Genomic DNA, 12,286 nt, shown 5'->3' with positions numbered 1-12,286 from the left:
GTTCGATGAGCGGCTAACTAAGGGGTTCGCCCCTGGGTGTCAAGCAGGTTTCACGACAAAAGAATGACGCGTCCGAAAATGTTTCCACAGCCTCACGCATCGTCATGGCCGCATTCAAAAAAATGCAAAAACTTTGCGATTGCCTCTTGCGGTTTGATCCGGTTCCGCATAGATCACGGCCACCAACGCGGCGGGCGATTAGCTCAGTTGGTAGAGCGCCTCGTTTACACCGAGGATGTCGGGAGTTCGAGTCTCTCATCGCCCACCATTTTCCCCAAAAGTTCAAGTTTTCCAGCGATTTCAACGCTTTTCGTGCGGGGAGCCGTCTTTCCCGGGCTTTCGCGCACGGCCTGTGCGCTCATTCTTGCAAGCCGCGCCTTCCCGTCAAGAGATCGCGGAGAATTGTCCTGCGGCACGTCAAATTTGGTTGCAATCAGGGCCTGAGCCACTAGTTGACTTGAGAAAGAGCGGATTTGCGCCGATCTGCCGGCAAATCGGGCAGGACACCGCGCCATCCCGCGGATGGATTCGGGATTTTAGGCATATGAGGTGTTTTGCTTGAGCGGCAAGGTTGCGGCGGGGCAGCGTTTTGGCAACGAAACCGACGAGCGCCCGGCGGCATCCCGGGCGTTTTTGCGCCGGCTTCGGCTGTGGACGGGCCTGACCCTTTTTCTCTACGCGACGATGCACCTCCTCAACCAGGCCTTCGGCATCCGCTCCATCGAGGCGATGGAAATGGCGAGCCGGGTGCTTTTTCAGCCGTGGCAGAGCCTGCCGGGACGGGTGCTGCTTTACGGCGGGCTCGCCATTCACGCGGCGCTCGGGCTGCGCGCGCTCTATCGGCGGCGGCACCTGCGGCTGCCCGCGGTCGATGCCGTGCAACTGGCCTTCGGCCTCGCCATCCCGGCCGTGCTCTTCGCCCATGCCGGGGCGATCGCCTATCTGAAGGGCGTCTACGGCGCGCGAATCGATTTCGACAAGACCGTCTACGCGCTCTGGGTCGCCAGCCCCGAGGTCGGCCTGCCCCGCCAGTTCCTGCTGATCATCGTCGTGTGGATCCACGGCTGCATCGGCGTGCGCGCCTGGCTGCGCGGCAAATCCTGGTATCCGCGCTCCGTGCCTATCCTGATGTCGCTCGCCACCCTGCTGCCGGTGCTGGCGGTGCTCGGCTTCATCAATGCGGGCCTCGACATGCGCGACATTGCCGCCCAGGGCGCGGAAGCCCTGCGGCCCGGCCTGCACGACCTGCCGGGTTCGCCCGCCGCGGCCGCAGCCGCCGAGGCCAATGCCGTCGCAAACCGCTTCACCATGGGCTATCTCGCCCTGCTTGCCGGCATCTTCATCCTGCGCATGGCGCGCGACTGGCACGCCGCGCGGTTCGATTCGGTCCGGATCACTTATCCCGGCGGCCGCGTCGTTTCCGTTCCCGTCGGTTTCAGCGTGCTGGAGGCGAGCCGCTGGTCGGCCATTCCGCATGCCTCCGTCTGCGGCGGCCGGGGCCGGTGCTCGACCTGTCGCGTCGAGATTACCGCCGGCGGCGAAACGCTGCCGGCCCCGGCGGGCGACGAGCAGCGCCTCCTGCGGCGCATCGGGGCACCGCCATCGGTGCGGCTCGCCTGCCAGATCCGGCCGGAACGCGACATCGCCGTCGTGCCGCTCGTGCATTCCGCCACTGCGGCCCAGCTGCCGAAGGGCCGGTTCGGCCCAGTGACGGCCGCCCGCCGGGAGGCGGAGGTGGCGGCGCTCTTCGTCGACCTGCGCCAATCCACGCGCCTTGCCGACGATCGCCTGCCCTACGACACCTTCTTCATTGTCGAACGCTACATCAAGGCCGTGTCCTCCGCGGTGCGGGCGAGCGGCGGCCATGTCACGAACATTGCCGGCGACGGCGTCATGAGCGTCTTCGGCACCGACGGGCCGACGCATGATGCCGCGCGCGATGCCTTTCGCGCGGCGCTGCGGCTGTGGGAGGGGATCGACGCCCTGAACGAGGAGCTGCGGCAGGAACTGAACGAGCCGCTGCGCATCGGGATCGGCCTGCATGTCGGGGTTGCGGTCGTCGGCACGGAGTGGACGGGCGGCCTCGAAGGCATGCCCTTCCTCGGCGATACCGGCAATGTCGCCGCGCGGCTGGAGGCCCAGACCAAGCAGCTGGGCGCGACGCTGATCGCCTCGAAAGAGGCGGTCCTGATGGCGGCGGGCGAACCGCACGCCTTCACCTTCGCCCCCGTGATGCTGGCCGGGAAGCAGGACCCCATAGAGGTCCTGTGCTTTCGCGACAGCGAGGCGCTTCGCCAGCTCGTCCGCGCCGCCGTTTCCGGGTGACGCCTCGCCGGGTCTGCCCCGGTTATCACCGTCATATCCCCGCCGTCCTTCCTCCGGCCGCGTTCCGTGCGGATTGCCAGGCCGCTTGACAGTTGCCGCCAAAAATAAGAACATAAAGGGAACAAATGGAGGTGCCGATGCAAAGCGATGCCATCGAACGGGCCCTGGCCGAGGTTGCTGCCTGCCGGGCCCTGCGCGAAAAGCAGCAGGCTCACCGGGCGGAATTCCAGCGCAAGCTGGAGGCGGTCGCCAAGCCCCTCTATGTGCTGAAGTCCAAGACTCAGCTGGAGCTGCGGCTGCAATGATGCGCGTTTCAAGACGACAGGGCGGCATCGTGCGCGAGGAAGCCGCCGAAATCCTCGCCCTTCACAATGGCGATGCCCTGGAAGCGCTGCGCACGCTGATTGCCGAACGGGATGCCGTCGAGGAGCAGCTTGCCGTCGCAACGCTCGTCATGCGCCGGCAATACGAGGCCGAAGGGCGGCCGTGATCAGAGCAATTCCAGCAAAAGTGCGAAGCGGTTTTGCGGCAAAACAAAAGGTTGGAGTGTTTTCTCTGTTCGGAGGAAAGCGGAGATGCTCTGGCGAGGCCCCGGCCAGGAAAGCGGCACGACCCGGCACTCACGCGAGATCGCCGTGCAGGAGCCGGCCTACAGGATGAAATCCGTCGCCTTCAGGCTGAGGCTGGTGTCGAGCAGGATGGAGAAGTCGGCCTTTCCGTCGCCATTGACATCCGCATGGATGATCGTATCGCCGTTCTTCTTCTCGTAGCGCAGTTCACCCACCTTCTTGTGGAAGGAATCGGTGCCGATGAACGTGAAAGCCTGGTCGCCGGCGGACTTCGTGTTCGCGTCCATCGCCTTGAGATCGATCTTGTCCTTCTGGGCGCGGCTGAAATCCGCGATCGTGTCGCGGCCGGACGTCGAAGCGGTCGAATCCCGGACCGAGGCGAAGACGAAGACATCGGCGCCGGAGCCGCCATGGAGACTGTCGGCACCGGTGCCGCCGCTGATCCGGTCGTTGCCCGCCTCCCCCATCAGCTTGTCCTTGCCGGCGCTGCCGCTGATCGTATCGTTGCCGGTGCCGCCCAGCACATAGTCGGCGCCGGCGCCGGCATAGATCCGGTCATTGCCGCCATTGCCGAAGATCAGGTTGTCGCCGGACGTGCCCTTCAACATGTCGGCGCCCACCTCGCCGAAGAAGTCGCCGGGGCTCCATTTTCCCTCGCCATAGATCTTCTTCAGGATGGCATAGGCCTTCGGGTCGTATTTCGCGAGCTCGGTGCGGGTGTTGATCTCGTTGTGGATGCCGTCCGCGCCCTCCCGCTCGGGATTGTCGTTGAAATAGGCCTGGCTCAGCTCCGCGAAATATTCGTCGAGCGTGTCGTCCGCATAGGTGTTCTTCCAAAGGCCGGTGCGCTTGGCATTTTCATAGGCGGCGGAGAAAGACTCCATCAGCCCCTTGTCGACCGTCGATACGCCGAGATTGTCGATGGCGTGCGCCCATTCGTGCAGCGCGATGCTCTCGCTGCCGCCATAGGGGTCGGTCGGATAGTTGAGCAGGTTCTCCTCGCCGGACGACGAGGTCGGCCGCCCCGGCACGGCCCCCAGCCCCCGATAGATACCCCAGGACGCACCGAGGTCGGAATAATCCGGCAGTTCGGTGATCTTGGTGCCTTCCGGGATGATGGCGAAGCGGCCGCCGGCATCGACGATCGCGGACACGTATTTCCCAGCCCCGGCGATGGAATTGAAGATGATCTCCGCAGCCCGGTAGACCGCCTCGTCGGGAATGGCGTCGTTGGCGAGGATATAGATCCCCTTCCACTCGAACGCCTTGGTATGAAAGCCTCGCGCATAGTCCGACGGTGGCTTCTTCAGCATCGCCCTCTCCCCCAGGTTCCCGGCCCCGGCAAGCGTAGGCTAATATGCCGCGCGCTAAAAGGCGGCCCCGCGCCGTATTTGCGGCGAAGTCCGCCGCCGCCGTGGAATTTTCCGGGATGAGCGGCTCCGCGCCGCCGACGGCAAGCCTAGCGCGTCGCGAGCAGCGCGACATAGGCGACGACCGTCAGCAGCAGGCCGCGGAAGGCGAAGCCGACGAAGCGGTACTTGTCGCGGGCGATGGAGGCCATGGCGTCGGCATTCTGCATGTACTGTTCGAAGAGGTAGCCGACGTCACGCTCGTGCGCCGCCGTGCGGAACCCCTCGCGGTGATGCGGCCAGGCGCCCCAGAACAGCGAGGTCGCCTTGTCGACCCGGCGCGGCAGCACGACGAGGATGGCCGAGACGATGGAGAAGATCAGCGCGAAGGCGAGCAGGCCGGAAAAGGCGATCGCCATCGGGTTGCCCTCCGCATAGCGCGCCCAGGTGAAGACGGCACGGCTCTCGGTGGAGGTGACCAGCAGTGCGAGCATGAAGGTGAAGATATAGGCGGCCTTCTGGTCGGAGATCTTCACCTGATCGTAGAAGACGTCGTTGATGCGGCGGATATGGTCGAAATGCTCCAGCGCGATGCCCTGCGTGCCATCGAGGGCCCGCCCGAGAATGGTCTGCCGCGTTTCCAAAGCCGTCATGTCGCTTCCGTCCCTCCTGCGCCCGCCTCGTGATAGCCGAGTGCCTTCGGAAAGCAACGGCCTCCCCTCGGCACCGCTTGACTTTTTCGGGGGGATGTCGAGTTCTGGTTGCATGCTGAACCTCATCCCGCCGCCCGGCCCGCCGACCTTTCCTGCCCTGCGGCGCGCCGCCCGGAGCGGTGCATGAGCACAGCGCTGCGCCTTCCCCACCGCTGGTCGCGCCGCACCCGCCGGCTTGCCGTGCTCGCCCTTGCCGTCGTCGTGCTCGTCTCGGCCCTCACGCAGCTTCCGGCCTGGTCGCTCGCGGACCTGCGCGCCTTCGACTATCTTTCCACCGTCGATGATCCGCGCCCGCCGGTCGGTGGCCCGGTGGTCGTCGCGATCGACGAGCCGTCGCTGGCGGAAATCAATGCGCAATGGCCCTGGCCGCGCGAACTGCATGGCCGGCTGGTCGAAAGCCTGCGCAAGGCCGGCGCCACGGCGATCGGCCTCGACATCATCTTCGCCGAACCCTCCAACCCGGCCTCCGATGCGGCCTTTGCCGCGACGCTCGGCCCGGATGTCGTTCTGGCCGGCGACGAGAGCGTCATCGTCACGCCGCAGGCCGAGCAGCTTCTGCGCACGACGCCGCTGCCGGCGTTCACCGCGGCGGGCGCGGTGACGGGCATCGCCTCGATCACGCTCGGCGGCGACGGCGTCTTTCGCGACCTGCCGCGCTATGAGGACGGCTTTGCGCGCGCCCTCGCCCGCATCGCGGGCAAGCCCGCGGTCTCGCCCGAGGGCAAGCTGCTGCAATCCTTCGGCCCCGCGCGCAGCTATCCGACGGTCTCCTATTACCAGGCGCTCGATCCGGAGAACATGCTGCCGACGGATACGTTCAAGGACCGCGTGGTGATCGTCGGCCTCAGCCTGCAGAATGCGCCCGTCATCAATTCCGGCGGTGCTGACGCCTTCGCCACGCCCTACACGGTCCATACCGGCCGGCTGGTGGCGGGAGCGGAAATCCAGGCGACGATCCTCGACAATCTCACCGCCGGCGCCGCGATCACCCGGGCCGGCACGCCGCTCGCCATCGCCGCCGTCGCCCTCGCCGCCCTGGTTTCGGCGGCGATCGTGCGCCGCGCGACGCGCTGGCAGACGGCCGTGCTCGGCATCCTTGCGAGCGCCATGCTCGGCCTTCTCAGCTTCGCGCTGATCCGCGAGGCCAGGCTCTTCGTCTCGCCCATCGGCCCCACCATCGCGCTTCTCCTGGTCGCGGCCGGCCAGACGGCGCTCGATTATGCGGAGGAGCGGCGCCGGCGCCGCGCGATCGTGCGCGCCTTCTCGCAATATCTCTCGCCCGCCCTCGTCGAGCGCCTCGCGCGCGATCCTTCGCAGCTGAAGCTCGGCGGCGAGCGGCGCACGCTCTCCATCCTGTTTTGCGACGTGCGCGGCTTCACCACCATCGCCGAGACGATGAAGGACGACCCGGAGCAGCTGACGACGCTGATCAACCGGCTGCTGACGCCGCTCTCCGATATCGTGCTCAAGCACGGCGGCACGATCGACAAATATATCGGCGACTGCGTGATGGCCTTCTGGAACGCGCCGCTCGACGACGTGAACCATGCCCGCCATGCGGTGGCCGCCGCGCTCGACATGCTCGACGTGATGGCGACGCTGAATGCAAAGCTCCAGGCGGAGGCGGCGGCCAGCGGCGGCACCCACCATGTGCTGCGCATCGGCATCGGCATCAACACCGGCGAATGCGTGGTCGGCAACATGGGATCCTCGCGGCGCTTCGACTATTCGGTGCTCGGCGATGCGGTGAACCTTGCCTCGCGCCTCGAAGGCGCTTCCAAGGCCTATGGCGTGCCGCTGCTCATCGGCGAAAGCACGGCGCAGCTGACGGCGACGGATTTCGCCGTGCTCGAACTCGACCGCATCACGGTCAAGGGCCGCACCGGCGCGGCCCCGGTCTTCACCGCCGTCCGCAGCCTGCCGGAAGAGGCGAAGGCGCTGCACGCCCGGTTCGTCGAGGCCAAGTATGCCGGACGCCTCACCGCCGATGACAGGGCCTTCGATGCGCTGGTCGAGATCGCTCCGGCGCTGGCCCCCTATTACGCGACAGTCCGGTCCGGACATGCGGCCGGCGGCGCGTAGGTCCTATGCGCCCTGCTTGGGATGCGAGGGGGCGAACTCGGCGACGAGCTCGTGTTTTTCACCGGGATAGGTCAGCCGTACATGGGTGACGTAGAGGCCGCCGCTCCAGGTGCGGCGCTCGACGACGAGGCAGGGCGTTCCGGGCGCGATCGCCAGGAGCCCGGCGGCCCGGGCATCGGCACCGACGGCGCGGATGCGGTGTTCGGCGGCGCTCCAGGGCACGCGGCTGATCAGCCAGGCGCCGGGCGCGGTTTCGTCGAAGCTCTCGTCGACGGCTTCCGGCACGGCTTCCAGGTTGATCAGGCGGTCCTCCAGGCAGAACGGTTGGGCACCGGCAAAATGCAGGGCAGAAATCTCGGTCAGCCGGGCCGATTCGGAAAGCGCCATCAGCCGCCGGTCACCAGCCTTCGCAGCGCGGTTTACCCGCGTGCGCCGCTCGTAGCGATACGGCAGGCCGAGCGATTCGACCTCCAGGCGGATGTCGTGGATTTCGAGAACCGCCGACTGGGCGTGCGGGTGGGTGACATAGCTGCCGGACTTGCGCCGGCGCTCGATCAGGCCGCGCTTGACCAGCTCGGTGATCGCCTTGTTCACCGTCATGCGCGAGCACTGGTATTGCTCGGTCAGTTCGTGCTCGAAGGGAATGCGGTGGCCCGGCGGCCATTCGCCCGAAAGGATCCTGCCCTCCACATCCTCCAGGATGCGGCGGTGCAGCGACGGCTCCTTGGCCTCGGCCTGCCTGTTGTCCCCGAGAGTGGAAATGGTCGCCTCCGCGCTTGCCGGGCGCAGATTCGCCCGGTCCGGAAAAGTCATAAGAAAGGCGGGGCCGCCTTTCAATACGTCCTCAGGCCTCGGCCAATGCCCGCATGGTGGCCGTGAAGCGCCGGCCGACCGCCTCGCGCGCCACATGGCGGCCGCCCTCGACCTGCCGGCGGCCATTCACCCAGACGCAATCGACCTTAGCACCATTGGCGAAGATCCAGCCGTCGAGCAACGCATCGCCGGCAAGATCGAGGCCATGGCGGGCCTTCAGGCTGACGAAATCGGCGGGGCTGCCGGCCGAAAGGCCCGATTCGACGCCGAGCGCCGCCGCGCCGCCAAGAAGCGCGCCGTCGAAGAGCGCCCGGCCCGTCGAGCCCCCGGGGGCGGCGAGCACGTTGCGGGCGCGGTGGGCGAGACGCTGCGAATATTCGAGCTGGCGCAGCTCGTCCGGCAGGCCGATCAGCACGTTGGAATCCGAGCCGACGCCGAAGCGACCGCCATGGGCAAGGAAATCCGGCGCCGGGAAGGTTCCGTCGCCGAGATTGGCCTCCGTCACCGGGCAGAGGCCGGCGATCGCCCCGGCCTTCGCCATGCCGCGCGTCTCGGCCTCCGTCATATGCGTCGCATGGATGAAGCACCAGCGGCCATCGACCGCCTGGTTGTCGAGCAGCCATTCCACCGGACGGCGGCCGGACCAGGCGATGCTGTCCTCCACTTCCTTGACCTGCTCGGAGATATGGATGTGGACCGGCGCGTCGCCCGCCATCGCCACGACGTCGGAAAGCTCCTCCGGGGTGACGGCGCGCAGGCTGTGCGGGGCGACGCCGGTGATGCCGGCGGGCAGCGCATCGGTCAGCGCGCGGCAGCGCTCCAGCAATGCGGCATAGGACTGCCGGTCGTTGATGAAGCGGCGCTGGCCCTCGCCCGGCGCGGTGCCGCCAAAGCCGGCATGGGCGTAGAAGACGGGCAGCAGCGTCAGCGCGATGCCGGTCTTGGACGCCGCGGCGGCGATGCGCGCGGCCATCTCGGCGATATCGGCATAGTGCCCGCCGTCCTTGTCGTGGTGCAGGTAGTGGAACTCGCCGACGCGCGTATAGCCCGCCTCCAGCATCTCGACATAGAGCTGGCCGGCAACGGCCTCCACATCGTCGGGCGTCATGGAAAGCGCGAAGCGGTACATGACGTTGCGCCAGCTCCAGAACGAGTCGCTGCCCGGCCCGCGGGTTTCCGCCAGCCCCGCCATGCCGCGCTGGAAGGCGTGGCTGTGCAGGTTGGGCATGCCGGCGACGACGGTGTCGTGGCGCTCGTCGCCAGGCGCCGGCGCGGCGCCGGTTTCGAGCGTCGCGATGCGGCCGTCCACGATGTCTATACGCACATCCTTCGCCCAGCCGCCCGTAAGCAGCGCCTGCCTTGCATGAATGACGGCCATGGCCCGTTCCTTCTCCCGATGGTGCATCCTGGCGCCGCGCCGGCAAATTGGCTCTTGCGCCTCTCGCAATTATGTATATACATTATATCCATCACAGGGAAGAGGCAATCACGATGACGACACCGGAAAAGGACAGTCCCCAAGTCTGGCGCAATGCCCGGCTTGCGACGCTGAAGGAGAGCCTGCCGGACCTCGGCATCATCGAGAACGGCGCGATCGCCGTCCGCGACGGCCGCATCGCCTTTGCCGGCCCCGAGGCCGATCTTCCCGCCGAATTCTCCGCCACCGAGACCATCGACTGCGAAGGCCGCTGGATCACGCCGGGCCTCATCGACTGCCATACCCATCTCGTCCATGCCGGCGACCGCGCCCACGAATTCGAGCTGCGCCTTGACGGCGCCTCCTATGAGGAGATCGCGCGGGCCGGCGGCGGCATCGTCTCCTCCGTCAAGGCGCTGCGCGCCGCGAGCGAGGACGAGCTGGTGCGCCAGACCCTGCCCCGCCTCGACGCGCTGATCGCCGAGGGCGTGACGACGGTCGAACTGAAATCCGGCTACGGCCTCGACACCGAGAACGAGGTGAAATCCCTGCGCGCCGCGCGGCGCATCGCGGAGATGCGCGACGTCACCGTGCGCACCACCTTCCTCGGCGCCCATGCGCTGCCGCCGGAAATGAACGGCGACAAGGCGGCCTATATCGACAAGGTCATCGGTGAGATGCTGCCGGCCGTCGCGGCCGAAGGGCTTGCCGATGCCGTCGACGGTTTCTGCGAGGGCATCGCCTTCTCGCCGGAAGAAATGGCCAGGGTCTTCGACGCCGCCAAGGCGCACGGCCTGCCCGTGAAACTGCATGCCGACCAGCTTTCCAACCTCCACGGCGCGGAAATGGCTGCCCGCTATGGCGCGCTGTCGGCCGACCACCTCGAATATACCGATGATGCGGGCGCGGCGGCCATGGCCAGGGCCGGCACCGTCGCCGTCATCCTGCCGGGCGCCTTCTACTTCATCCGCGAGACAAAGAAGCCGCCGGTCGATCTCTTCCGCAAGCACGGCGTCAGGATGGCCGTCGCGACGGACGCCAATCCCGGCACCTCGCCGCTCACCTCGCTGCTCCTCACCATGAACATGGCCGCGACCCTCTTCGGCATGACCGTTACGGAATGCATTGCCGGCACGACGCGCGAGGCCGCCCGTGCCCTCGGCCTCGTCGACGAAGTGGGAACGCTCGAAGCCGGGAAATGGGCCGATTTCGTCCTCTGGGACATCGGCCGGCCGGCGGAACTGGTCTACCGCATGGGCTTCAACCCCATGCATGCCCGTATCCGCAGCGGACACTGATCCATCCAGTAAGCAGCACAGCGCTGCATCGGGGAATGCACCATGACGATCACGCTCCATCCGGGCTCCGTGCCCCTCAAGACCCTTGAAACCATCTACTGGACCGGCGAGGCCGCCAAGCTCGACGCCTCCTTCGACGCCGGAATCGAGAAGGCCGCCGCGCGCATCGCGCAAATCGCCGGCGGCGACGAGCCGGTCTACGGCATCAATACCGGCTTCGGCAAACTCGCCTCCATCAAGATCGCGCCGGCCGACGTCGCGACCCTCCAGCGCAACCTGATCCTGTCGCATTGCTGCGGCGTCGGCAAACCGCTTGCCGAGAACATCGTCCGCCTCATCATGGCGCTGAAGCTGATCTCGCTCGGCCGCGGCGCGTCCGGCGTGCGCATCGAGGTCGTGCGCCTCATCGAGGCGATGCAGGCCAGGGGCGTCATCCCGGTCATCCCGGAACAGGGCTCCGTCGGCGCCTCCGGCGACCTCGCCCCCCTCGCCCACATGACGGCGGTGATGATCGGCGAAGGCGAGGCCTTTCACGCCGGCGAGCACCTTTCCGGCGGCAAGGCGCTGGAAAAGGCGGGCCTGAAGCCCGTCGTCCTCGCCGCCAAGGAGGGTCTTGCCCTCATCAACGGCACGCAGGTCTCGACCGCCCTGGCGCTCGCCGGCCTCTTCCGCGCCCATCGCGCCGCCCAGGCCGCCCTCGTCACCGGGGCGCTTTCCACCGACGCGGCCATGGGTTCCTCCGCGCCGTTCCATCCGGATATCCACACGCTGCGCGGCCACAAGGGCCAGATCGACGCCGCATCCGCGCTGCGCGCGCTGCTTGCCGGCTCCGTCATCCGCGAAAGCCACATCACCGGCGACGAGCGCGTGCAGGATCCCTATTGCATCCGCTGCCAGCCGCAGGTCGACGGCGCCTGCCTCGATCTGCTGCGTGCCGCCGCCCGGACGCTCGAAATCGAAGCCAATGCCGTCACCGACAACCCGCTGGTCCTCTCCGACGACAGCGTCGTCTCGGGCGGCAACTTCCATGCCGAGCCCGTCGCCTTCGCCGCCGACCAGATCGCCATCGCGGCCTGCGAGATCGGCGCCATCGCCCAGCGCCGCATCGCGCTGCTCGTCGATCCCGCCCTCTCCTTCGGCCTGCCGGCCTTCCTCGCCAGGAAGCCGGGCCTCAATTCCGGCCTGATGATCGCGGAGGTCACCTCGGCCGCGCTGATGAGCGAGAACAAGCAGATGGCGCATCCGGCCTCGGTCGATTCGACGCCGACCTCCGCCAACCAGGAAGACCACGTCTCCATGGCCTGCCACGGCGCCCGCCGCCTCCTGCGCATGACGGAGAACCTCTCCGCCATCATCGGCATCGAGGCGCTGACGGCCGCTCAAGGCATAGAGTTCCGCGCCCCGCTCGTCACCAGCCCGGAGCTGCAGAAGGTCGTCGCCGCGCTGCGCACGGTCGTCGCGACGCTGGAAGAGGATCGCTACATGGCGCATGACCTTGCCGCCGCCAGCACCTTCGTCTCCTCCGGCGCGCTCGCCGCCTCCGTCACCAAGGGCATCCTGCCGGTTCTGGAGGCTTGAGGATGAGTATTTTCGCGAACATACCTCCCTCTGCCCTGCCGGGCATCTCCCCCTCAAGGACAGGGCAATCGCCCATGGAGTTCGACGTTGCCGTTCTCCCCTTCTCCCCCGCGGGGAGAAGGTGGCCCGAAGGGTCGGATGA

10 protein-coding genes and 1 tRNA gene are annotated in these 12,286 nt (G+C 67.2%); 7 read left to right on the top strand and 4 right to left on the bottom strand.

Annotation, left to right across the window (positions count from 1 at the left end):
* Positions 1–192 precede the first annotated feature (192 nt).
* The 4 genes from AABF56_RS04700 (at position 193) to AABF56_RS04685 (ending at position 2,815) form a co-directional block, all read left to right on the top strand.
* Positions 193–268, top strand: a tRNA-Val gene (locus tag AABF56_RS04700).
* A 290-nt stretch (positions 269–558) separates the two neighbouring features.
* Complete coding sequence (locus AABF56_RS04695; RefSeq protein ID WP_272805092.1) at positions 559–2,325, top strand: adenylate/guanylate cyclase domain-containing protein; 1,767 nt, start codon at positions 559–561, stop codon at positions 2,323–2,325.
* Between the two features lie 137 nt (positions 2,326–2,462).
* Positions 2,463–2,630, top strand: coding sequence for a hypothetical protein (locus tag AABF56_RS04690; protein ID WP_244765833.1), 168 nt, complete (start codon positions 2,463–2,465; stop codon positions 2,628–2,630).
* On the top strand, positions 2,627–2,815 hold the full coding sequence (locus AABF56_RS04685; RefSeq protein WP_244765834.1) for a hypothetical protein: 189 nt from the start codon (positions 2,627–2,629) through the stop codon (positions 2,813–2,815). Before AABF56_RS04690 ends, AABF56_RS04685 begins: the two co-directional genes overlap by 4 nt.
* A gap of 159 nt (positions 2,816–2,974) precedes the next feature.
* Here the strand turns inward: AABF56_RS04685 and AABF56_RS04680 are convergent, their stop codons facing one another.
* Positions 2,975–4,207, bottom strand: coding sequence for a M10 family metallopeptidase C-terminal domain-containing protein (locus tag AABF56_RS04680; RefSeq protein WP_272805091.1), 1,233 nt, complete (start codon positions 4,205–4,207; stop codon positions 2,975–2,977).
* Between the two features lie 146 nt (positions 4,208–4,353).
* Positions 4,354–4,896 carry a Pycsar system effector family protein gene (locus AABF56_RS04675; RefSeq protein ID WP_272805090.1) on the bottom strand — a complete coding sequence of 181 codons (543 nt, stop codon included), beginning with the start codon at positions 4,894–4,896 and terminating at the stop codon, positions 4,354–4,356.
* A 183-nt stretch (positions 4,897–5,079) separates the two neighbouring features.
* Between AABF56_RS04675 and AABF56_RS04670 the strand changes: the two genes are divergently transcribed.
* Positions 5,080–7,038: an adenylate/guanylate cyclase domain-containing protein gene (locus AABF56_RS04670; RefSeq protein ID WP_272805089.1), complete on the top strand. Its 1,959-nt coding sequence runs from the start codon at positions 5,080–5,082 to the stop codon at positions 7,036–7,038.
* A gap of 3 nt (positions 7,039–7,041) precedes the next feature.
* On the opposite strand, the gene hutC is transcribed toward AABF56_RS04670, so the two are convergent.
* Positions 7,042–7,851: a histidine utilization repressor gene (gene hutC, locus AABF56_RS04665; RefSeq protein WP_272805088.1), complete on the bottom strand. Its 810-nt coding sequence runs from the start codon at positions 7,849–7,851 to the stop codon at positions 7,042–7,044.
* A gap of 31 nt (positions 7,852–7,882) precedes the next feature.
* A complete protein-coding gene (locus AABF56_RS04660) occupies positions 7,883–9,229 on the bottom strand; it encodes a formimidoylglutamate deiminase (protein ID WP_272805087.1) in 1,347 nt (448 codons plus the stop codon).
* A 113-nt stretch (positions 9,230–9,342) separates the two neighbouring features.
* On the opposite strand from AABF56_RS04660, the gene hutI reads away from it, so the two are divergent.
* Positions 9,343–10,566 (top strand): imidazolonepropionase, encoded by a 1,224-nt coding sequence (gene hutI / locus AABF56_RS04655; protein ID WP_272805086.1) that lies wholly within the window; start codon positions 9,343–9,345, stop codon positions 10,564–10,566.
* Between the two features lie 42 nt (positions 10,567–10,608).
* A complete protein-coding gene (gene hutH / locus AABF56_RS04650; protein WP_272805085.1) occupies positions 10,609–12,144 on the top strand; it encodes a histidine ammonia-lyase in 1,536 nt (511 codons plus the stop codon).
* Positions 12,145–12,286: the final 142 nt, after the last annotated feature.

The sequence above is a fragment of the Shinella sp. WSC3-e genome (assembly GCF_945994535.1).
GTDB lineage: Bacteria > Pseudomonadota > Alphaproteobacteria > Rhizobiales > Rhizobiaceae > Shinella > Shinella yambaruensis.
The sequence above is the reverse complement of the archived record's forward strand: the minus strand, read 5'-3'. Positions and strand labels throughout refer to the sequence as shown.

Coding starts and splice junctions, on each gene's coding strand:
- AABF56_RS04690 (WP_244765833.1), top strand. CDS start 2,463: ATGCAAAGCGATGCCATCGAACGGGCCCTGGCCGAGGTTGCTGCCTGC.
- AABF56_RS04685 (WP_244765834.1), top strand. CDS start 2,627: ATGATGCGCGTTTCAAGACGACAGGGCGGCATCGTGCGCGAGGAAGCC.
- AABF56_RS04680 (WP_272805091.1), bottom strand. CDS start 4,207: ATGCTGAAGAAGCCACCGTCGGACTATGCGCGAGGCTTTCATACCAAG.
- AABF56_RS04675 (WP_272805090.1), bottom strand. CDS start 4,896: ATGACGGCTTTGGAAACGCGGCAGACCATTCTCGGGCGGGCCCTCGAT.
- AABF56_RS04670 (WP_272805089.1), top strand. CDS start 5,080: ATGAGCACAGCGCTGCGCCTTCCCCACCGCTGGTCGCGCCGCACCCGC.
- hutC (WP_272805088.1), bottom strand. CDS start 7,851: ATGACTTTTCCGGACCGGGCGAATCTGCGCCCGGCAAGCGCGGAGGCG.
- AABF56_RS04660 (WP_272805087.1), bottom strand. CDS start 9,229: ATGGCCGTCATTCATGCAAGGCAGGCGCTGCTTACGGGCGGCTGGGCG.
- hutI (WP_272805086.1), top strand. CDS start 9,343: ATGACGACACCGGAAAAGGACAGTCCCCAAGTCTGGCGCAATGCCCGG.
- hutH (WP_272805085.1), top strand. CDS start 10,609: ATGACGATCACGCTCCATCCGGGCTCCGTGCCCCTCAAGACCCTTGAA.